The 21,993-nt window shown below is 50.8% G+C and carries 18 protein-coding genes and 1 pseudogene; 11 read left to right on the forward strand and 8 right to left on the reverse strand.

All coding sequences use genetic code 11. From position 1 onward, the window contains the following. Both AD930_RS07395 and AD930_RS07400 read right to left on the reverse strand, forming a co-directional pair. The coding region (locus tag AD930_RS07395) for a hypothetical protein (RefSeq protein WP_156476917.1) at positions 1–426 on the reverse strand (426 nt) is incomplete at its 3' end. After that, a complete protein-coding gene (locus AD930_RS07400) occupies positions 423–710 on the reverse strand; it encodes a hypothetical protein (protein WP_061505699.1) in 288 nt (95 codons plus the stop codon). The genes AD930_RS07400 and AD930_RS07395, both read right to left, overlap by 4 nt. 165 nt (positions 711–875) lie before the next feature. Here AD930_RS07400 and AD930_RS07405 point away from each other — a divergent pair, with 165 nt between their 5' ends. Further along, positions 876–1,496, forward strand: a complete 621-nt coding sequence (locus AD930_RS07405) for a hypothetical protein (protein WP_061505700.1) — start codon at positions 876–878, stop codon at positions 1,494–1,496. 47 nt (positions 1,497–1,543) lie between these two features. On the opposite strand, the gene AD930_RS07410 is transcribed toward AD930_RS07405, so the two are convergent. Continuing rightward, a complete protein-coding gene (locus AD930_RS07410) occupies positions 1,544–2,137 on the reverse strand; it encodes a hypothetical protein (RefSeq protein ID WP_061505701.1) in 594 nt (197 codons plus the stop codon). After that, positions 2,134–3,039, reverse strand: coding sequence for a hypothetical protein (locus tag AD930_RS07415; RefSeq protein WP_156476918.1), 906 nt, complete (start codon positions 3,037–3,039; stop codon positions 2,134–2,136). The genes AD930_RS07410 and AD930_RS07415 overlap by 4 nt, the downstream gene beginning before the upstream one ends. A gap of 214 nt (positions 3,040–3,253) precedes the next feature. Between AD930_RS07415 and AD930_RS17760 the strand changes: the two genes are divergently transcribed. The 4 genes and pseudogenes from AD930_RS17760 to AD930_RS18285 all read left to right on the forward strand — a co-directional run bounded on the left by AD930_RS17760 (position 3,254) and on the right by AD930_RS18285 (position 5,336). Next, a complete protein-coding gene (locus AD930_RS17760) occupies positions 3,254–3,427 on the forward strand; it encodes a hypothetical protein (protein ID WP_156476919.1) in 174 nt (57 codons plus the stop codon). A 51-nt stretch (positions 3,428–3,478) separates the two neighbouring features. After that, positions 3,479–4,117: a guanylate kinase gene (locus AD930_RS07425; protein WP_061505704.1), complete on the forward strand. Its 639-nt coding sequence runs from the start codon at positions 3,479–3,481 to the stop codon at positions 4,115–4,117. 1 nt (position 4,118) lies between these two features. Beyond that, positions 4,119–4,343 (forward strand): annotated as a pseudogene (locus AD930_RS18495) (DNA methyltransferase); the annotation flags it as partial. A gap of 264 nt (positions 4,344–4,607) precedes the next feature. Beyond that, positions 4,608–5,336, forward strand: coding sequence for a DNA methyltransferase (locus AD930_RS18285; protein WP_244150522.1), 729 nt, complete (start codon positions 4,608–4,610; stop codon positions 5,334–5,336). Positions 5,337–5,502: 166 nt separating this feature from the next. Here AD930_RS18285 and AD930_RS07435 read toward each other — a convergent pair whose 3' ends face one another. After that, positions 5,503–9,558: a bifunctional DNA primase/polymerase gene (locus AD930_RS07435; RefSeq protein WP_167375154.1), complete on the reverse strand. Its 4,056-nt coding sequence runs from the start codon at positions 9,556–9,558 to the stop codon at positions 5,503–5,505. Positions 9,559–9,829: 271 nt separating this feature from the next. On the opposite strand from AD930_RS07435, the gene AD930_RS07440 reads away from it, so the two are divergent. Together AD930_RS07440 and AD930_RS07445 are read left to right on the forward strand one after the other, a co-directional pair. Beyond that, positions 9,830–12,907 carry a hypothetical protein gene (locus AD930_RS07440; RefSeq protein ID WP_061505707.1) on the forward strand — a complete coding sequence of 1,026 codons (3,078 nt, stop codon included), beginning with the start codon at positions 9,830–9,832 and terminating at the stop codon, positions 12,905–12,907. After that, entirely contained in the window at positions 12,828–13,778 is a 951-nt protein-coding gene (locus AD930_RS07445) for a hypothetical protein (protein ID WP_156476920.1), read from the forward strand. The genes AD930_RS07440 and AD930_RS07445 overlap by 80 nt, the downstream gene beginning before the upstream one ends. Here AD930_RS07445 and AD930_RS07450 read toward each other — a convergent pair. The 3 genes from AD930_RS07450 to AD930_RS07460 form a co-directional block, all read right to left on the reverse strand. Continuing rightward, a complete protein-coding gene (locus tag AD930_RS07450) occupies positions 13,775–14,458 on the reverse strand; it encodes a LabA-like NYN domain-containing protein (RefSeq protein WP_082781752.1) in 684 nt (227 codons plus the stop codon). The genes AD930_RS07445 and AD930_RS07450 overlap by 4 nt on opposite strands. Positions 14,459–14,574: 116 nt before the next feature. Further along, positions 14,575–15,462, reverse strand: coding sequence for a 3'-5' exonuclease (locus AD930_RS07455; protein WP_061505821.1), 888 nt, complete (start codon positions 15,460–15,462; stop codon positions 14,575–14,577). Positions 15,463–15,584: 122 nt separating this feature from the next. Further along, on the reverse strand, positions 15,585–16,337 hold the full coding sequence (locus AD930_RS07460) for a hypothetical protein (protein WP_156476921.1): 753 nt from the start codon (positions 16,335–16,337) through the stop codon (positions 15,585–15,587). A gap of 582 nt (positions 16,338–16,919) precedes the next feature. On the opposite strand from AD930_RS07460, the gene AD930_RS07465 reads away from it, so the two are divergent. The 4 genes from AD930_RS07465 (at position 16,920) to AD930_RS07485 (ending at position 21,921) form a co-directional block, all read left to right on the forward strand. Continuing rightward, positions 16,920–17,777 (forward strand): hypothetical protein, encoded by an 858-nt coding sequence (locus tag AD930_RS07465; protein ID WP_061505710.1) that lies wholly within the window; start codon positions 16,920–16,922, stop codon positions 17,775–17,777. A gap of 1,221 nt (positions 17,778–18,998) precedes the next feature. Continuing rightward, positions 18,999–19,877, forward strand: coding sequence for a MucR family transcriptional regulator (locus tag AD930_RS07470; protein ID WP_156476922.1), 879 nt, complete (start codon positions 18,999–19,001; stop codon positions 19,875–19,877). A 149-nt stretch (positions 19,878–20,026) separates the two neighbouring features. Further along, positions 20,027–20,308 (forward strand): DUF2312 domain-containing protein, encoded by a 282-nt coding sequence (locus tag AD930_RS07475; RefSeq protein ID WP_061505712.1) that lies wholly within the window; start codon positions 20,027–20,029, stop codon positions 20,306–20,308. A gap of 140 nt (positions 20,309–20,448) precedes the next feature. Then, entirely contained in the window at positions 20,449–21,921 is a 1,473-nt protein-coding gene (locus tag AD930_RS07485; protein ID WP_082781753.1) for a protoglobin domain-containing protein, read from the forward strand. Positions 21,922–21,993 lie beyond the last annotated feature (72 nt).

Genomic DNA, 21,993 nt, shown 5'->3' on the forward strand with positions numbered 1-21,993 from the left:
GGGCGGGGGGGGGCGGGCAGCTTTTTCTCGCGCATTTGTAGCAAGATCCCGCAGTGCCTTCTTCGATATCACTGTGGGCGGAGCCTGCCTGACATCCCCAGACGATGGAGGAGCGTTCGGCGCCTCAGCGAGCGGAGAGGAAGCAGAAGGAAAGTCCAAGGAGACAAATCTCTTGAAGAGGTGATCCGTATTGTGCGGATCTAGGACCATGATCGGCGTCGCGGCACAGATCCCGACGATGGCCAGGCCAGACGCCAAAGTGGTGGCCTTATATCGTTTCGCGCCATCGACTGCTTTGTCGAGGAAAGCCTTGAAGTCTGCCCCCTCAGGAACACTGACGCGGGCGGCCTTGGACAGGAAACCAGCAAGAAGAGGCATCTTCCCGCGAAGAGCTTCAATCTCGTTTTCGTTGATCAACTTCATCATGATGCAAGGCCTTTCTTGGTCGCCATCGCCTCATGAAGGCGATCATCTGGGGTGGTAAACACCACAAGAACGCTGTCCAGTTTCCTCAAAATTTCCATGTTTTCTGGGGATATGGAGTAATAAGTGTTGTAGGCTTTACCTTTACTGGTAAGCAGAAACTCATCGCCATCTTCCGTGAGATGAAAGCCATCCGGGACAAAATTGGGGTCAGAGAACCTGGTTATAATCACCAGATCGCCAGATAAGTTTGACGCAGATGAAACTTTTTCTCTTTTCTGAGACATGAATGCTACCCCGAAAATGGCTTTACGGAGTGAATTCTAGGCCTCGGTTGTGCAAGGAACAAAGAGTGTTTTAACCTTGCGGAGCATTTTTGCCTTTTTTACGGGCGCCTCGGTCTTTAACCTTGAAGCACTCCATATCTGTCGGAGTATTGTTTGGCGGGAGCGATGGCGAAAACAGGGCCAAAAAAAGATTGGACTGAAGAGGATAATGTCGCACTGGCAGTGCTTTGGCATAAATTCTCAAGTGTCGCTCTCATTGCGCTTGCTCTGAACAGAACGAGATCTTCTGTGCAGACCCATGCCTCCAGGCAGAAACTGCCTCGTGTGAGGGGTGGTGGCGCTCGCCACAGACAAAGATGGACCGCAGAAGAGGATGCTGATCTAGTGTCGCGGATCTCTCAATTGAGGAGGTCTGACGGCTACACACCTGTCATAGAGCTTTCAGAAGAGATCGGGCGATCTATCGATGCTATTATGGACAGGTTGGAAGAGATAGACCAGCCCGAGCTTCTAAAGTGCTTATGGGTGCCTTCTCTGGAAGATCTTCTGGGTAAGGATTCAGAAGGTGTGAAGTCCTTACTGGAGCTGACTTCTACCTATGCTCACGCCCTGAATGACAGCCCATCTTTCACCGAGGTTACGACAGCGGCCGGTCAGATCATCAAGAAGAAAAAGTGGCCCGCGGAAGAAGAGTGCTTGAAATGCGGAAAAAGGTTCATCTCCGACGGACCTGGAAACAGAATCTGCCCAAGGTGCAAAAAAATCAACGCAGATATTTGCTGGTAAATTGATAGGGGGGCGCGCGCCCCCGTTTGTTTAGCTAATAACCAAATTCATTTTGCAGCTCTCATGCCCAGCGGCAGGCAATCGTCATTGGTCTTGATAGGCTTCCGATGGCTTTTCTTTGGCTGAGATTTCCGCTTCTCCGGGGCCTTTTTGGCAATGGGCGGAGGTGGGTTCATGGCCTCCATTTCAGCTTCTCGCTTCCTCTGGATGGCTTCTAAACTCATCTCGCTGATACCGCCCAAATTATAACCTCCGGTTGTATCATGTACAGGCGGAGAGAGTTTGACGACAATTTCATTCGGGTATTTCATGAACACACTGTCTATAGCGTCGATTTGAATGCTTCCGACAGCATCCGCAACACCCTCTACAGATCCGTTTGCTCCAATTCTGGCCTGACCGGCCCAGCCTTTATAGTTGGAGCACTTTACGTCAAGAGCCTCACGCCCACGCGTAACATTGATGCGCTCAGGAGTGTTGAAGATCTCCCATCCGCCACGCTTATTGATCAGGGAGCAGTGCGCTCCCTCGGGGGACGTGTGGACGTAAATTTCCTGATCTGCCCCAGAGCCATATTCCTCACTGCAGCCGGTTAAAGGAATAAGCAATGTGGCGAGGAGGCCCACCGTTTTGATGTTCATGACTGTTTCTTTCCTTTTAGGCGGCATGATGCAAGGATTGGCGTCAGAGCGCCTTCAGAGCCCTCTGTAAAAAAATTAATAGCGATACGTTCACTACCAGCCGCGACCGGCACTAATTCCTGCTCTTTCTCCTTGCCCTCTTGATTTATGGTGGCCGGAGGGGAGGGAAGCGGCTCCATCGTCATCGTGATGGTTTTATCTCTGCGAAGATGATCAGCAAAAATCATGGCCTCGTCTGTTGTCCAAACGCCGATGGCGCTTTTCGCTGAAGAAGATGTCCATACGACGGAGGATTTGGCGCTCCCGCCGTCCAGCCTTCGCTCGTTAAGGCTTACTTTTATGTGTCTGTATCCGTCATGATTGGAATGTGGGAAGGGGTTTTCCCCGAACTCTACGTAAGCAAAGATGCTCTCTTGTCGACATTTGACGAAAAGCCCTGGGTGAGGAGCGTCTTTTGCTGTTGTAGTTGAGGATGATGCAAGGGCTGCGGCCCCAGGAGAAGTGACCCAAGCTCCTGTAGTTCCGTTCGCGCCAGGGACTATTTGAGTGGCTTGAGCTACCATGTCGTAGCAATGCAGGCGGTCTGAGGCGCTCGGTGCTTCCGAACAGCCGCGAATGTTGTCTGAAATCTTGGCCAGCATTTTCCCAGATATTTCAGGATTTGCAGAGGCCTGATTGGACGTTTTATTTTTAGGCAGCGAGAGGTGAGGAGCTTCCTGGGCGTAGGAGACATTGTTGCTCACAATCCCAACAACCAGGGCAGCGATTGGCTTTGTGTATCCTAACCTCGACCTCATCACCTTCAGCCTTTTCCTTAAATCAGTGCCCAAACCCACTAAATCATGCACCATGAATGCAATATAACCTCTTGATTTTGCGGTTTCCATGACAAGATGATCCACCTATGGCTTTTGATGCGATCCTCTGGCACAACTCAGGAGGTGAGGGTCGATTGCGAACGGCGTAGATAGTCTGCTTTGAAGAGAGCCAGGGGGTTTGGTGTTTAAGAGTTTATTCCTGGCAGATATGATAGGGGCTACCTCTTTTTATGTCATAGCGAAATGTCTTCTTACGCTTGCTTTTCTATCGCCAATGGTGCCGGAAGTTCTGTCGCTTTTGATGCGTTCTGACCTCTTCCTGGACTGGTATGCCTCGCACAATGGCGGTCTTCCGTTCTCTGGGATTGCCAGTGTTGTGGCGAATATTGTCACCATTATATGCCTTGTGATTGCCGGGGTTGTCGCGACCTTTCTTTGGTTGCTCGCAAGGAAAAAACTCAGTAGATCTTGAGCAGATATCCATTCGGTGAAGACCGCGCAAGGTTCAAGGATTTTTTTGCTAATGATTTTCGCGATTGTGGGCCCTTCTGGCTCCGGAAAGACCACCCTCTCAGATCTTATGCGCAAATATGGGGCTGAAGCGGTGGTTTCCACGACCACAAGACCTCCCAGAAGCGGTGAGCGCGACGGCGTGGATTATCACTTCGTAACGGAAGAGAGTTTCCTCCAGAAGATCTCACAGGGTGAATTCGTCGAGCACGCACGCTTTGGTAAGAACTACTATGGGGCCACGAAAAGCGCTTTCAAACAGGCCTTGGAGAAATCCCCGAAGAACTGTGCGGTACTCGTTTGCGAAATTAACGGGTTTCGGAGCCTGAAGGCCGCCGTATCCGGAATGGGGCAATATCTGACAGGGGTTTTCCTCTCATGCAGCCGGGACGTAATTGAAAAGCGTCTGCAGAACAGACACCGCGCGGGTGGCCTTACGCCTGAGCAATTTGCCGAGCGTATTTCCCTTATTGATGGAGAACTCTCATGTGAGTTTGAGATCGCACAGGAGAAATCGAGCATCGTGATCACCAGTCCCACCATGGAAGAACTGGAGGATTATGCTTTGGTATTGGTGAATTCGTCGAGCCGACTTGTTGTTCCTCCCCACCCAGTGTCACCTGACGATGAAGTTGGTGTTCCGCGTCTCTGATATGACCGATCACGAACCACCCATAGTCCACGGGGAGCTGTGGTCAGCCAAGCAGAATCAAGGGAACCCAATTCATGGTTTCTCATATCGAGGATGCTATAAATCCACGCTCCCGTCTTTCTTCATATCCCGTCTGACCAAGGTTGGAGACACGGTTTATGATCCGTTTATGGGAAGGGGGACAACCCTCCTGGAAGCGGGACTAATGGGGCGAAGCGTCTCTGGATCAGACGCCAACCCTATATCTCCCATGATAGTGGCACCACGCCTATCCCCTCCGTCCATGGCCCAGATAAAAGAGCGCCTGAGCTTCTTTAAGTGGGGGAGTTGGTCTAGGCGAATGGGCAGGTGGGAGAGAAAGAACCCTGTCCAATATGGCGATTTGTCACCCTTCTTTCACAAAGATACCCTTGCTGATGTTCTAATGCTCCGGGATATGCTTTGTGATTGTGACCCCCATTCAGTTGATGGCTGGATAAGGATGGTTGTCATGGCTATTCTTACCGGACACTCGCCAGGCTTTCTCTCTCGTTACTCTTTGCCGCCAGGTAACACTGCCTCGCCTGAAGCCCAGCGGAGCATTAATGTCAAATACGACAAAATGTTCGAGCGTAAGGATGTCTCCGCTCTCATTGAGGCAAAATCCGCACGTTTTCTGGCCGGGGGTGGGGTAGCAGACCTTACCGGCAGCCGCCTCTTTGTTAGAAGTGCGGATGATTTAAGCATCGTCTCTGGCAATAGCGTCCAGCTAGTGATGACCAGTCCTCCTTTTGTCGATGTGATCGACTATGCGAAAGAGAACTGGATGAGGATGTGGTTTGGCGGAGTGGCAAAGACCTACAGTCATGCAATACAGGCGCAAAGCCGGTTTCCTCAGATCTGGAATTCTAGCTCAATGGCCGGGTGGGAAGATCTGATGAATGGTTCGATGCGGGAAATGTTGCGGATACTCAAGCCGGGTGGGTTCGCGGCGATCGAGGTTGGAGAGATCAGGAAGGGAAGTGAACCTTTAGATGAAAGAGTGACGAGGCTTGCAAAAGAAGTAGGCTTCCTACCAGTCTCAGTGTTCATCAACTGTCAGAAGTTCACGAAAGCCGCTCATATTTGGGGGGTCAATAATCAGGTTAAGGGCACTAATACCAATCGCATCGTGTTGCTGCGCAAGCCGGGCGGCCCGTTATTCGACTACGCAGGCACTTTCTCCGACCTGTCCCTCTGAGTTGCTTCCAGTGCAGCGATAATTATGCCAGTTGTGATGCGGGCAGCGCTTGTTCCCACAGATTTCGCAAGCATAGCGCCATCCATCTTTAGTTGGGCCGGGCAGCCCCGGCCTGGCCCGATCACATCTCTGGCAGCCGCAGAGTCCCTCAGGTGGTGTCATCGGATTAATCCTGATCTGTGGTCAATTGTTTCTTGCTGGCGATTTCTCTTTTGGTGCGTTCAATAGCGACCACCGCTTTCATTTCTGAAAGACTGAAATCCGTATAGGCCTGACCTTGATCGTCTGGTCGCCCCCATAAAAAGCGCATCTCGGCGTCGCTTGAGCTTGTATGCACTGTACTTCCTTCAATCAGGCGTAAGCTGGCCGAATTGAAATCTGCATTTTCAGCCTGAATTCTCTCTTCCCTACTTCCGATGCTTTCTTCAACGGCATCAGGGGAGCGAGGCTTAGCCAGTAGGTTCAGCCCCGTCACGCTATCACGGACGAGCTTCAAGGAGCTGCCAGGGATCATAAAGCGTGTCAGACTCTCACGGAGGTAAACCTCCTGGTTAGGCACGGAGCCGCGAACGTAGGCGTATCTTTCGCTCCCATCCAGACCGGTCCATTCCCAGATGTTAAAGCCGCGTGTTTCCCTGAAATCTTCCTCCGGATTGCCGGTAAACCGCATCCTTGTCATGATTCTTTCAGCATGATCCTTACTGGAGAACAGGTCCGGACAGAATTTGTGAAGGATCTCCGGGACGACTACCCCTCCAGTTCGGCGAATGGCGTCCCAAAGTCGCTCTGCGAATTTGTTTCCCTGTCGACTGGAAAGGAAGTCTTTAATGTGAATGATGTCGTCCACGATCACCCCTTCAGGGATGATAGATGACATGGCGTACCAAACTGGAGGTTCACCGGCCCGGTAGACGGGGCGCAGGCGGCCGAGGAACTGAAGAAGCTCTTCTTCCCTATATTGCTTCTGGATCAGTGCGGCCCATTTTCCGGGGTAACGCGGCACTGCCATAATGAGGGTCTCGCCGCTTCTGTGGCGCAGTGTTTGCTGCCCAGTGGGAACCTTTAGTTGTTCACCTTCTCTATCAAGGCCATCCCCTCTAGAATCATAGGGCAGTTCTGGAGTGTCATCATCGTAAGTTAATGCCGCTGCAAGACCGTCGATTGAGCGGGTAGGTGGCTCCATTCTGCCGACTGATAAAGCCGCGGCATGATGCTTGAACATGTCTAGCCCTCGCATCGCGCCGAAATGGCACCAGTCAACATTGTCCGGGCAAACCCATCCGGAGTTAATCGTCCTGCGAAGGGCGATATTTGTTCCTACGACAACACGTCCCATTCCATAAAGACCGGATACAGCCGAGATAGCTTTTCTGGTGCGATCAAGGCGCTTTCCCTGATCGGTCATCTTCTTATGAGATCCGCCGTCACTCCCAATGATTGATGAAGTAGACATTGTCTCGTTTATAATACCGACAATGCGGACATTAAGCGAGCGTCCGACATCCTGAACGACGTCATGCACCACAATTCTATCGCGCCCTCCGCCCCATATTTTCTCAACAATGTCAGGGGCCGCCGATGCATCTAAAAGGAGGAAAGGCACGTCCCCCCAGTTTGGCTTGGATCGCCAAGATATACGTATGAGATCGCTTCCATCCGGTGCGCCAGAGTCACCGCATAGCCATTGAATGCGATAATCTTTCTTCCCTTTTGCTGCAGCCGGCGTCGTTTCCAATTTTGTGAGTTCCCGATGCAGTCGGTGCAAAGAGAGTTCACTGCAAGTTCCTGTCAGGCGGGCGATGTCCTCTTTCATGTTTTTGATGCCCTCTTCACGCAGGCGGTCGGTTATCAGCAGGCCGATGCGCTCTTCCACTATTTTCCAGAACCGCAATTCCTCATGGACATCCTTCCCCGTTGGGCGTGAGCAGATCTCAGTGAGATCCTCTTCTGATGTGTCCGGGGAGATGTTCATATCTCTCTGGGTTGCGCTACGCATCACGGTGAGTGCGCTTTCGACAAGAGGGAGCGCACCTTCTGCCTCGCGACCTGGCCTGTTAAGGGGGGCGTTCAGCACGGCCTGAGCAGGGCACAGTCCCGACTTCATTGCCTTAACGACAATTTCAGAAACTCTGCCTCTGTCGGCCAGCAACTCTTCCGGGGTAACCTTCTCTTCCTTGAGCCTTTTCGTAAGCTTTGGGGGCTTCCTGGGGGATGTCAGGGTGGAGGCGCTCAGCGTGGTCGTGTGTAGGAACATATGATGCACGCGTTCATCAGCAACGATCCCACGTACGTATTGAAGTTCCTCTGGAAGGGTCATTGAGAGGAATGAGTGGGGCGTGAAAATGATGTGGCAATTCTGAATATTCTCACGCTGTCGTATCGCGGGACATTCGTCGTAGTATGCGCAGAGAACTTCTGTAGTTTCGTGGGTGTCTGCGTCTCTCTTCGTCGTCTTGCATAGAGAGGCCGTGCCAAGCCCTGCGCCTGAGACGAGGGCGACCTTCTCAGGCACCATACAGCCGGCCTTAATCTTCCCCGCATAGACCATGGTGCGCAGACCGCAGTCTTCTGCGTCTCGCCTTAACTCAGCAAGTCTTGCATCTACAGCCGGATCGTCTTCATGAAGCAGGCCGATCTCAACGGCCTGAGCGGCCAGTTCATTATCAGGGAGAGAGCCATCCAAATTAAGAATTTCGGCGCGGGTGCGAAGCTCATCAATGTTGGAATAAGTGGGAAGAAGCATGACCCAAGGGCACATGAGCTCTTTCTTCTTATCATCCCCGACTTCCTCTGGGGATGATAGATGACCGGGTCGAAACGGAATGTGGGTTCTTGGGTCCATAGCAAGGCGACGGACTGTTTGTGACGTCTTACCAGCCCCAGTAGGGGCACGCAGGATGTTAATCCTAATACGACGCAGCTCGGGAGCGTAATCGGTGGGGTGGCCGTATACATCGGTTAAAAAGGCAGTAAGCCCGGCCTGGATGCCTTCCTTGATGCCGTCGGTAATTAGATGCCGGTCTGCTACAAGGGCATTGTTCGCTTCGTCTTCGGGGGTAGGCGGCTTGTCTTTTTTGATTGCCAGATTTTGTCGTCTGGAAGACGTGGGCATCATAAAAGCCAGATCGTCAGCTTCCGACCATTTCGTAGAAGGCAGAATGTGTGACGATGCGGAAGCTTTAAGCCCGCCTGCCCGCGGAGCACGAAGAACAACCTTCCCAGAGGCGACTGATCTGATCAGTCTCTGAACGCGGGTGGAAATTTCTTTCTTAAGGCTATTGCCGTGCCACCTACCTCCGTTCTCGGGCTTTACCGTTTCAGTGAAGCTTTCGAGAATTTCTGAACAAATGACATCGTGAATATTAGGTGCGCTTCGGTTGATGTCTTCCGCGTGGGAGCGACATGCGGCGAAGGCTAGTGATTGTAGGTAGGCTTCTCGGCCATCGATGATTAAGCCGTCTGAGTTCTCGACCCAAGATGTGCCGCCGCCAGGAGCAGAAGGCTTATAAAGCCGCCGTCCGTTGGTTTGGACCATCTCGAAGGATGATGCGCTGTCTACGCCTTTATGGAAGGGGTATTTTTCGTCAACACGCTCAAGGAAGGTCTGAATTTGCTCAGAAGTGACAACCGGCGCTTCTGAAGGGCTGGAAGTGATTGGGTCCTTTTCGCCGGTCCAAGTGAAATATCGCCCGGTGCCATGATGTCGACCATAAAGCGTGACGCTTTTGCCGGTGGAAAGGATTTCCACACCTTGGCCAGACTTAATCTCTTCCCCTTTTTCATTTTTTGCCGAGAAAAAGCGCGAGATACTGGCCACCGGATCTTCTTGCGCGTGGCGGTAAAAAAGGGCCATTTTGGGCGGACGACCGACACGCCTAAACGGTGTTATTCCGAAGATCTCGAAGGCAATCCGTTGTACAGCTATAGACATGGCCACATCGGTAATATCGACGTCGATGACCACGACATTAGAGGTGGCGGGTCCCAGAACGCAGGCTACGTTCATGCTTGCGCACTGCTTTACGCAGGCGTCTAAAAATGGGGCGGTGGGAAGTTTGTTTGCGAGGTCATGCTCTTCAGAAACGCGGATGGTCCGTCCATCCACGCGCCCAGGTAAGCGCCTACCCATCTGCTCCTGGGGATAAATTGACCACCCATTGTGAGCTATCGCTCTACCGACACTACCAAAGAGAGTTTCGCCAGGAATGGCCTGTGCGGACACGTCTCTCTTCCGGCCAGAAGGGATTAAGTCTTCCCTAGCCATTATCCCCTCACATTAAATTTATGGCGTGATGGTAGTGAGAAGTGGTGCATGAGACAAGGTTTGTTTGTGGGCACGAATAGGGAACGAGCTGAAAAAAACCTGTCTATTTCTTGGATTTAATTTTGCGAGCCACCTGACATCCATTTTATGTGAGGATTTTGGTCTCTGGTTGTTATCCTTGATGGAATAGTCCTTCTCAAGGCCATTAAGGTTATCATCGGAAGCTATCATGAGCCTACTTGCAACAGCCCTGTCCGTACGCGCGTTATTCGACCAGAAATTTCGTGCGACATTCGCCTCCTATAGCCGACTGGAAACGACTGCAGACGACACTGTGATCGTCGGCAAAGATGGTTGCATGGTCTCCGTGATTCGTCTCGACGGAACGCGGGTCATGAGTGGTCCGGACGAATTCGACGATTTCCTAACGAAAATGACGATCAGCCTTGGCAACTATCTTGACGAAGGAAATCACGCTTTTGAGCTATACATAGAGCGAGATCCGGAGACCTCCAGTTCACTGGTTGGAGAACTCTACTCCGATGCCAGGAACGTCATGGAACGGGTCGGTCTGGATTTGGGAAGTCTGCTCTCCGCGCGCGAAAAGCACCTGAAAAATCTGATTGTGGACGAAAGAAGCTATTTGGCTTTGTGGACTTTCACGAGTGTCCTCACGCCCAAAGAGTTACGGAATATTGGAGAGGATACAAAGCCTCCCTCATGGTGGCCTGCGGATAGTGACGCCCAATTGGTGTTTCGATCCTCTCAAAAGATGCTCGATCACCATAAGTCTTTCGTTGAGAGCGTAAGCAACGATTTTTCGTCTGCGGGCATGCGCCAAGAGGTGCTGAATGTTACTGAGGCCTTACGCGCTATCCGTAGAACGGTCGACCGTACGGGTACAGCTCGTGACTGGTGTCCATCAACTCCGTATCAAACTCGCAAAGAAAAGACAGAAGATCAGATCCGTAAATCCGCAAATAATAAAGGTGGAAGCACATCGATTCATCGCAGTTCATCCCTCAAGGGGGATGTTACAGATAGCCTGTGGTCACGCCTGGATGATCAAATATTCTCTATTCCCGGCATCCAAGAGACGCCGCAGAACCTCAAAATTGGTCCGTATGTCTTCGCGGGAATGGATCTCACCAGTGCCCAGCGACAAAAGCAGTCATTCAATAAGCTGATCAGACGCATGAGAATGAGCGGGAAGGAGCCACCGTGGCGCGCGCGGTTCTTACTTCAAGGGCAAGGGGTGGCTCGCCTTTCGTTGCGCAGGACATTGGCTGCCATATTTCAGATAACCAATCCTGAGAACAAGATCATAAAAGAATCGATAGATGAACTCACACAGAGGGCACATTCGGAAGAAAGTCTGATAGTCGGAAGGGTACAGATCTCCTTTGCTACGTGGGCTCCTGTTGGTGAAAAGCGGCTTTTAGAAGAGCGACTGAGCAGACTACAGAGTGCTGTTGAGGGATGGGGGCACTGTGAGACAACCGTCGCTATAGGGGACCCTTTGGCGGCCTTCATGTCCTCGACAGTGGGCATCAACACACTGTCAACGGCGCCCGCAGGAGCAGGCCCGGTTAAAGAGATTATGGGGATGCAGCCATGGCAAAGAGACTCATCCCCTTACCAAACAGGGCCTGTGCTGTTCAGAACGCCGGATGGCAGGGTGTGGCCGTTTGATATCGCCGGGACAATCACAGCAAGTGACTTCCATCTTGTTGTGGGCGCATCTGGTGGCGGTAAGTCTGTTCTGTTGAACACCTTCAATCTTGGAGCGTGTTTGTCACCCCTGCAAACAGCAGGAACGGGAGGCTTCAAGCTCCCCCGTATTGCTATGATCGATTATGGACCGACAAGTAAGGGGCTGATATCGCTAATCAGTGAAAACCTGCCTGCTGGGCAGGAGCATCTGGCTGTCTATAAGAGACTTCGCTACGACGATAAGCATATCATCAATCCATGCGACCTTCCTCTCGGCAATAGGAAGCCGCCAGTCCACCAGAAAGATATGCTGGTAAACCTCGTCTGCCAGTTAGCTACTGATCCTTCTGCTGGAAAGCCGCCTGAGGGTTTGGCTGGCTTGGCATCCACTCTTGTCGACGAAATATTTGAAGCCAAAAGTGATCGAAACAGGGATGGGAACCCTAAGCCATATGCTCCCGGCGACTACTTAATCGACGCGGCTCTGAAGAAGTATGGGGCGTTAATAGATGATGAAACAACTTGGTATCAAGTTGTTGATTATCTGGCGAAAGAGAAAAAAGACTACCACATGGCATATCGAGCTCAGCGATATGCGGTGCCGTTAATCGCCGATCTTATGTATGTCATGAATTATCCGAAGGTGACAGACATATATGAGCAGACGCCTACCGAAAGTGGTGAGCCTCTTCTCAACGCATTTCGGAGAATGATTTCAGAAGCTTTGCGGGATTATAAGGTTTTCTCTGCGCCGAGCACCTTTGATCTCGGCGATGCGCGCATTGTCTCACTCGACATTGACGAATGCTGTGGGGATGCGACCAGCCCGGCGGGCCGTAAGAAAACAAGTATCGCTTGCCTTTTGGCCAGGTTTGCCACTGCAGGAGATTTTTATCTTATCCAGGAAAATATTACAGAATTTGAGCCTGATTACCGAGAATACCACGCCGAGCGTGTACAGCGTCTCAATGAGACGAAAAAAATGATTATAATGGACGAGGTGCACAAAACGAAAGGCTGCCCCGGCCCGCGGAACCAAATCGTCCTTGATGGACGTGTTGGAAGGAAGTTCGGGGTGATCGTCGTCGCGGCGTCTCAAATGCCTGATGACTTCGACAAGGAGATGGTGGGCTTATCTACCGCGATTTGGGTCACGGGAACAGCTAACGCAAACGAAACTAAAACATTAGCCGCTAACGCGGATCTTTCAGCTTATGCTCAGGAGGTCATAAATCACATGGGGCGCCCTACTGCCAGAGGTGCTCCGGTATTCACTAGCATCAAGACCAGATCTGGTTTCCGGCATGAGCATTTCCTATACAACTCGCTTGGGCCTCAGGAAATATGGGCCCTACAGACGGATCCTCACAACTCATTGCTGCGAGAACTTTTGGCGAAGAAGGTTGGTTATAAGAAAGCCTGGGAAATTCTATCTCAAATTTTCCCGGAGGGGTCCGCAGAAAGCACTATCTCCAAGAGGATTAACGCAGCGATCGAAAGTGGGGACGTAAAAGATGATGAGGGGCAAAAGGGTGTTGTGGCGACTATGGCCGAAGAGCTGGCGCAAAGGAGTTTCGTGCAGAACCAGTCCTGAGAATATTGAATCCTTCCAAATTGAAGGTGGTATATTTGGTGCAGTGTTTGGCGATTACATGGGACATCCTTTTCTATACACGGGGATGAATTCAATTAATTTCAAACACAGGCCAGAGATATGCTCTCCCGGTAACTGTTCGATATTTCTTCTTTCAACGGCAGTGAGCCTCACATGCGGAATGTCGTATCTAGATGTGCTCTCTGTTTGGGATGCGCTCATACTGCCATCCCCAGGCGGAGGGGCAGGGCTGTCGGACTGGATTTCGAGCGGCGGAGAGCGGCGCATTGATGGCAATATGGGAATGTTCTCGGTCGTAGGACTGGCCGCGGCCTCAGTTTTCTCCACGGAAGAAGATGCTCTGTTGTGGGTTGACTCTTTCTGTTCGCAATTTACGGACGATAGAGAGATTTTAATCCTGATCAAAATAGTTCTTGTGGCAGGACTATGCTTAAAAAACGGGGAAGGACGCTCACGTATGAGGTCTGTCGTCGAAAATGGCTTTGGAATTGAAATACCGGCGCAAAAGGAGATTTGGATGAGTGGCGGTCTTGAGGTGGGGGCAAGAGGTATAGATTACGTAAGAGCCGCCATTTCATGCGTTGTTGCTGCGGAGGGCTATGAAAGCGCAGTCCGATACGCAATATCACTTGGTGGGAATGCCCAGCTCACAGCGACATTGGCTGGAGGTTTGTATGGGTTTTTAGGAAACGTTCCTAAGGAATTGCTCAAGGATTTCATGGAACGAGTGGGAGACAGAAGCACTCTCATCGGGGGGGCGCTGGTGGCATGCCCCCCGTATTCTGTCATTGAAGGGCACAAACCCTTACCTGTCTGCCCTGGTGGTGTCGCTTCTGCCCTGGCTGTTTAGTCGCCCATTCGGATTGGGGAAAGAGGCTTATTTGAGCCGCTAGTAGCTGAGAATTGCGGGGTCGGGCTGTCGATTTCAGGATCTTGGAAATTGTCCTCAGGAACACGCTGAGAGGCGGGTGGAGGGCGCCTTTGGATCGGGCGCATTACTTGAGATAGCTCTACGAACCCATCAACACTGCGGCGCAAATCATCACTTATGCTCTGGGGGCCGGCATGCATAGTGGAGAAAGCAGTTATTTTGGTTCCTCGCCGCTTGACCGCTTCTACGGCGTGCTTGAGTTCTGAGTCTCCGGAGAAAAGGATGATGTGGTCAACATGAGGGGCCATTTCCATCATTTCCACAGCAATCTCCACAGCTACGCTGCCTTTAACGCGCCGGTGGCCATTGCCATCATTGTATTCCCGTGCAGGCTTGGTGACGACAGAGTAGCCGTTATATGAGAGCCAGTCAGTAAGCGGTTTAAGAGGAGAGTAATCTTCGGTTTCGAGCATGGCTACGAAATAATAAGCTCGCAGAAGCGAGGCCTTTTCGAACTCAGCGAGAACCTTGCTGTAGTCGATTTCGAAGGCTAGTGCTCGCGACGACTGATAAAGGCTTTGGCCATCGATGAAAACGGCGAGTTTTTCACCTGAGACAAGATAATCCTGAATGCTATTTCGTGAAGATCGGGGGGCCATAACTATCCTTGTTGTGCATATCAAATATCTTTCTGCGAGCTTTGCTATCCATGCTCATATGCAGATGCGCATTGATATATCAGTGAAATTATCCTTGCAATGGCATTTTCAGATAATCACACACGATTGGTAAATCGATCTCCCGGCTCAATCTTAACGACGACAATAGGTGAGGCATCAGTCTGGTAGATTTCCTTGTGCAGGTAATCAATTTCAGTCTGCACTTCGCTGGCAGGCTTATCGACATACCATGCTCGGGGGCGACCATCTTCCTCGTAATTGAATCTGTATCCACGCGCCTTCAAAATATCCTTGAGGCTAAAAGGGGAGGAAATGGCCCAAATGCGGAAGTGTGGTGTCCTCCCTTTAGTTAGGAGGCTTAGGAAGGAGTGCGTGCCATCTCTCAATCTAGTGCGGCGCATTAATTCTATGCCGGCATGGCAGTCTGTTTGCGCTCGATGTGCGTCGTAGAAAAAGCCAGACTGCAAAGCGAGCGACTGGAGTTGGCCCCCAGAGAGACCGGCTTCTCTCCAGGGAACATCCTCCAAAGAGCATGCCCACGGGGCAAGAGAAAAAGCAGGGCAAAATATCTCAAGGAATGGGCGGTCAAATTTTGAATTATGTGCGACCACCAACGAAGCTCCGGACATGAATTCCCTAACATCATTCGGATCAATCGACTTACCTGAAACCATTTCGGGAGTGATGCCGGTGATTTCGGTGATTGCAGGGGTGATGGCGCACCCAGGCTCACGCAAAGCGTTAAATGCCGGTAGGGTCCCGACTATCTCTCCGCTTTTAGCGTTGTAAATGAATGGAACCATGCCGATCTCGATAATTTCATCCAGGGAGGGGTCGAGGCCGGTTGTCTCAGTGTCGACAAAGATCGCTTTGCGTAAATCCTGATCCCCTTCTGGCGGATCAGCTATAACTGGAGATAGTCTCGTTAAGACTCTGTGGTCGTCAGAAGAGGAGAGCTGTTCAGCGAGGAGGTTGTAGTCCATGGAGTCCAACTGCAATCTATTCTTTAAAGGTGGATATACTATAGACTTGCATTGATAAAATAACAACGAAAATATAAGATTTGCTATATTCATCTTTCTGAATACAGTTTCAAAATTGCATTTCAGCGACTTATGCTTTTCTCATCTATATCACTTGGGAACTCTCCCAGCCCAAACTTCTTTGCGTCATTCCTTGAGCGAAAGTCATTGCCACCGGGCATGGGGATTTTAAGATTCCCTGTGCTGGCGGTGGTGTTGGGTGGGGGGAGGTTGCTGATACCGTAAGCGTCTTCACCCGGAAAGGATGAAGCCGGATCGGGCTTGGCGCCGTCTGCTTTAACGATTGTTATGGAGCGACTGCCGGTGCGCGGGGCGGGCATCTGTTGAAGGTTAGTCATCTTGGGTGCTGAGTTCCCCCGGCGGCCGACGTTCATGCCTGCCTCAATAATTGCCTTTTGTAGATAATCTGGGAATTGAGCAAAGTCTGCTTCAGAGATCGGCGCGCCAGATTGGATGGAATTTTGAAGACGAGTGTAAAGAGGTGAATTGCCCCCCTGGTCCTGAGGCCCAGAAAGGACAGGGACTTCCGGCGAAATCTGAATATGGCGCAGCGGACCATTGATAACCATGGAGATTAAAAGAGCGGTTTGAAGGGTCATGAGCGCGAAGAGGTAAAAGGTCCAGCGTTGATAGAATGGTCTATTTTGTGAGACGGTCCTTGCCGATATGCAGGAGGGAAGGCCTGTTGCGCGCTCTAGAGCATCGCTGGTTTGCTGGGACAATTCTCCTTCAGAAATAAGTTGCCCCTGGCAAGACAATAGCTTGGCCTTATTGGATGGCTCTATCGCAATGATAATGGTGCCCTCGGTAAGCAACTTCCCGTCTTTAGATATGGGCGTAAGGCATGCGCGAGCTAAGGAGTTGGGCTCCATGACGTTGTTCGGAGGCAGATGGATGCGAGTTTTCCGGAACATTTCAGAAAGGAACCCTTTCAGGAGAGGATTTATTCAGTTTTTAGATGCTGTTTAGTCTGTCCATCGAATTTCATCACTGCAAGGTAAAAATGGTCTTGCGCATCGCGCCTCAACCCTGTATTCAATTATGTGAAGATATTTTTTTGACTTTTTTGTTGTCTCTAGGGAGTTGGTGTTGTAAATTAATGCTGAATTTAAAGCTAACCATATGAGTTGAGCGGTATGATAACAGCATCATCGTCAAGGTCAGGGAAAAGCCAATTTAATTTGGCAGAGTTCCGAAGATCTTATGCTGGGCTTACGCCTGCCGCAGCGGAAAAGGTTACCGCTAAACGGGCAGAGGAGGCTCAGAATGAAACCCAGGTGCGTAATCGTGGGGTGTCTCCTGCTGCCAAAAAGGCGGGCAGGAAAAACCAATCCGCTTTGCGTAAGCCTTGCGTAACTGCACGTGGGGCTTTGCCTGGACTTCCTAAGGAAAGCTCTGTGCTGGTAGATGTTCAGCCTGACCAAGCTGATAGCCATGATCTTGTTGGGAAGGAGGTCCTGCCTTCATCCCGGCAGGGGGAACAGCTTTCATTCGAGGCTAGTCCTTCAGGGTCTGAGGTTTCTCTGCGTGAGTCCTTGATCTCAAGAGCAAAAAGAAAGGCCGGCAGAAGAAAGAAAGATGTGGCCGCTACGGCGAAAAGTGCGCCAACATCCTCCTCTGAGGAAGCCGATCTTCGCGTAGCTCTCAAGCATGCCGAATCTTTCATTGAGGAGTTGAGGGGGAAGCTGGGTCGCGCAGAGGCTGCCGCAAAGGAAAAAGACGTTCTGGTTATCGAGGCTGACGAGCTGAAAAAAACTCGTGGTAGCCTGAAAGCCGAAGTTTCCGCGCTGCAGACGCAACTGAGGAGTTCTCAGACTGAAGCGTCTAGACTTAGGGATCAGTTGTCTGACCTCGAAGCGCAGGTAAAAATCCAGGCCACCTCCGATAAGGGTTTGCGCAGGGGGAAGCCTGAGGTTCTTTCTGTTGGGAAAGGGCGACGCCCGGTAACAGTTCTGCGTGGACAAACCATTGCGCCTAGGGCGGGCAAGTTGACGTTGAATGGGGTGTCGAATGAGATATCTCCGTCATTGAAGGAAAAGTTTGAGCCAAAAGAGCTTTCTCAGAAGGCGCAAGACAAGGGACTTCATGGGCAGGCCCAGCGCGTGGTGACGCTCCTTGAGATGACTTTGATGGGCGTTGATCCGGACACTAGCAATGCAACGGTTTGTGAGCGGGCCGTGCGCGGCATCGAGCAGGTTAAGATTAGCTTGGACAGGCTAACGCTTGCCTTGATGGGTAGGGCTGCAGTTGCATGAAGCTTTGAGGGTTATCTTGCGTGGCATGCGATAGTTAGGGGGGAAGATCTTACGCACGCCACGTCAAAGTGTGCCTTCGAGCTTTCATCGTCTATCGTTACAGCCTCATGGCCTGTGTGGCCGCGGCTTATGATATCAGCCTCGACCATGCAGTCTTTGGCGCTTGATATCCGGACATCGTGGATAATGCTTTCCCCGGCAGACGGAAAGAATGAAATATGACATAATACTGGATAAGGATTAGGAGTTGTTGGTGTGGCGCTTAATATTTGCGGTGCGCCGATGCTTTCAAAATTCTGCCTTTTTTCTTCTGAATATGCAGAGGCACCTTTTGCGTGAACGGCTTCCATTTCCTGAACGCACGCTGGCGATAGGAGCACGGCAAGATCCCTTGATGAAGAGCAGCTATCCAGAAAAGAGGGCTTCAAGAATGTCTTTTGATTGGAGTATGATTTATTTCTACTTGTGAGGAGTAAGTTAGGGGACGTGGAGGAGATTTGACCTGGCACCTTATCTTGCCTGGCGGTTTTCTTACCATATTTCATCTGGACCATATCTTGCTTGGTAGTGAGGTGACGCATGCCCCACATACCACTCTGATCTGGCCACATGGACTTTAGTCGGTTGGCCCACTGTTCGGCCGGAGTTTGAGGGGGTGCTTTCGTCTTGCTATCCGTGTTTTCCTTCGTCGGACGTAGAGAGTTTTTTTGAGATGGAACTGACCCAACTACTTTGCGTTCTAGAAGGTGTATTTCCTCACTGGGAGCGGCAGAGTCTCCTTCAGCAACTTGGCTTTTGCTTGCCTCATTTGTCTTCTGAGAATCTTGTTGTGGTATCACTGTTAACGGTTGCCCAAAGGTCTCTGGTGAAGCGTGGTTTTTCTTCAGCCACGTAAGCGCTGAAGAACTGACTCTCGCTGGCGCTAGGGCCATAGAGGCAAGCCCACACGTCACTATCAGGATGTTCTTTAATATCGCGCGGCGCAAAGCAAACTCCGGGCTAGGTCTTGGAGCGAAGGGATGGACTACCGAATTTCTGCTATCCTGACGAATGATAATGACTCTTCATGCTGAAATGAAGGTCAGATGTTAGTCGCCAGGTTGCATAACAAAGTGTTACAAGGAGAATTACCAGATTGCAATGATATACAAACGGGTTTTATTATTTTTCTTGTGCTAAATACGATTCGTTCGATCATGTAAACATAGGGACTATAAAATAGTGGAAAAACATATTGTTAGTGATATCGGCCAAAAAGGAATAACCCGGCTCGTATCCAGATTTCAACGGGACTTTTCATCTGACCAGACGCCTGACTCCCTTATCTTGCAGGCCGAGAAGGTTAGAGATCTGACCCTTTCCCTTATGGCGGTTGCTTCCAAAAGCCCTGACAGGCTTGGTGTGTTCCTGAGTGTTATATCCGGGATGGGTGATATCGGCGTAATCCATAACATGGATACCGCGGTTGAGGAGACAATGCGGCTGATGCATTTGCTTCCGGTGGATGTCGGGTCTCGACCTGCTATTCCTTTGCCGGTGGCGACGCCTGCCGTGGCTACAAGCATTCCGGGATCTCGGGCGGCCAACAAGCCTGAAAAGGCAGCCAGTAAAATGGACCAGCATCTGTTTGATGACGCGGCGCGCTTTACAACGCCTAAGGCAGAAGATGCGGAGGCAATCCTGCCTCAGCAGGATCAGCCTCGCATCCCTAAGGCTGAATCAAAGGTTAGTGCCAGACTTGCTGAGGAAAAGAAGCGTTACGGCGAGACGTTTGCTCCTGGAATGTCCACCACGCTTCCTGAAAAGCCCGGCCAATGGATTGCACCAAAGGAGCACCCAAAAGCAGATATCGGGCTTTCTGTCTCCGAGGATAGTATCACTTGTTTGCATTGTGGCGGAGAATTCACAATGATCAAACGGCATATTGAAAGGCAGCATCGGCAGACGCCAGAGGATTACCGGGCCTATTGGGGGCTCCCGCCGGAATATCCTATGGCGGCGACAAATTATACGTTGCTGAAGCGCGAAGAGGCGAAGGGAACCGGCCTTGGAACTTACAACCGCAAGAAGAGTTCTCGCAAAAAGGAAAGCGTCAATTAATTTATTGTCTAAATAAAAAGATTGCCCGCAGACCAGTTAATATGGCCAAGGCAGCAATGCCCTGGCCATTTTTTTCGGCAAATTATTTGATAAAGGAATATGTGGTGACTATAATGTGACAAGCTTAAAAATCTTATAGGATACGCCTAATGTCAGGACAGGATAACGAAGGTTTCTCTGGTGGCGAGGATACTGCTGTGGGCGGGATTGCCGCCGATCGCCTCCGCAGCATTATTGAGCGCGTAGAGCGCCTTGAAGAAGAGCGCAAGGCCCTTGCCGGCGATATCAAGGACATCTTCACCGAAGCGAAATCTGCTGGGTTTGACGTCAAGGTCATCCGACAGATCATTCGGCTGCGCAAGCAGGAGCCAAGTGAAGTGGAAGAGCAGGAGACACTGCTCGACATCTACCGCCGCGCCTTGGGTATGTAATCCTTCAGGATTACCTAGACCAATCCAAGGATCACCAAAGAACTATTGGGCACGATAAATTGAGGCTCGGTCTAACCTTACAGATTTAAAATCTGATAGGTGGATCGGGTCTTTTTTTTAAAAAATTAGGAATCACTTTGATGCCTGTTAAGCCAAAAGAAGATGCGCAAAGATTTGCAGAACTCGCTAGTAGACTGCATTTTTTGAGCATAGGAGATAAAGAAAGAGAATGTCTGCAAAATCTCCGCAAAGGCATCGGCCCTATCCTTGATGAAAGCCTGGCAAGTTTTTATGAACGTGTCGGAAGCAATCCGGAACTCTCTCATTTCTTCCCTAGCCAAGATATGGTTTCCAGCGCCCGCGACAGGCAGAAGCAGCATTGGGAAACCATCTTGTCCGCGAATTTCGGACGGGAATATGTTGAGAACGTAACCCGGATTGGTAATACCCACGCAAGGATTGGGCTGTCACCCAAGTGGTATATTGCGGGATACGCCGTGCTTTTGGACAACATGATCCGACGTATCGTTTCGGATTACGAAAACAAACGAACCAGACGTTTTGGCAGGCAACCCCAAACTGACCTGGGGGAGATGGTTGGGACCCTTATTCGCGTCGCGTTACTTGATATCGACCTATCTGTTTCGACATACCTTGATAAATTGAGAGATGACCGCGAGGCTGCCCAAGAAGAAGGGACCGCAGCCCTAGTTGCTATTGCGCAGGCTCTTGATCAGATGACTGAAGGCAATATGTCAGTCACGCTTGATGAAAAGGTTGTCGAAAAGGCTCCAATACTGGCAACGTCCTTCAACGGTCTTAAGGCTGGCATCGGTGTTATCATCGGAGATATCAGGGATGTTTCATCAGGGGTAAAGGATTCCTCCCGCTCAATACGAAATAATGTTGAAACCCTCCGGGAGCGTGCCACGTCTCAAATGGGGGCGATATCTGACATTACTCAATCCTCCGCCATACTGGATAAAACTGTCTCTGACGTTCTTGTGCAGATGGAGGCAGCAACGGTCACCATTGATAACTTCTCGACAGCGGTTGCCAATGGGAACGGCGATGTCGACGCTCTGAGCTTGAGCATTGCTCAGATAGGTGAGGCATGGCGAGCTATGCTCACCCTTGTGAGGGATATCTCCGAGATATCCACAAAGATAAGGATGCTGGCGCTGAATGCTCATATTGAGGCTTCGAGGGCTGGAGAATACGGATCGGGCTTTTCCGTAATCGCTGAATCAATTCGGGAGCTGGCAGGCACAACAGGTAGGGCTGCGGCGAGCATTACTGAACTGGCTCAGACAAGCCAAGAAAGTATTACCTCTGCCGAAATATCCGCCGGTAGGACCAAGGTGGTACTGTCGGATATTGAAGACGGTGTCGGTGTGGTTCGTGATGTGGTGGCTAGAATCGATGAGGCAATGAAGACCCAAAGTTCTGGTGCTCGTGCAAATCATGAAGTGGCCTCACGTCTCAACCAGTCTGCCAATCAATCTGTGGAACAGGCGAATAAGATGACCGAAAGCTGTGACAAGCTAGTCGATCAGTCAGGAGTTTTAACAAACCTTGTTCTGGAATTTGATCGAGCTCCCGTAGAGGTCTAGTTGAGGCCGGATCTGCGGCTCTATGCACAAAGGCCCCGCTCAAATGGAGCGGGGCCTTTTTAATGCTTAACG

It is taken from the genome of Acetobacter malorum (assembly GCF_001580615.1).
Classification (GTDB): Bacteria; Pseudomonadota; Alphaproteobacteria; order Acetobacterales; family Acetobacteraceae; genus Acetobacter; species Acetobacter malorum.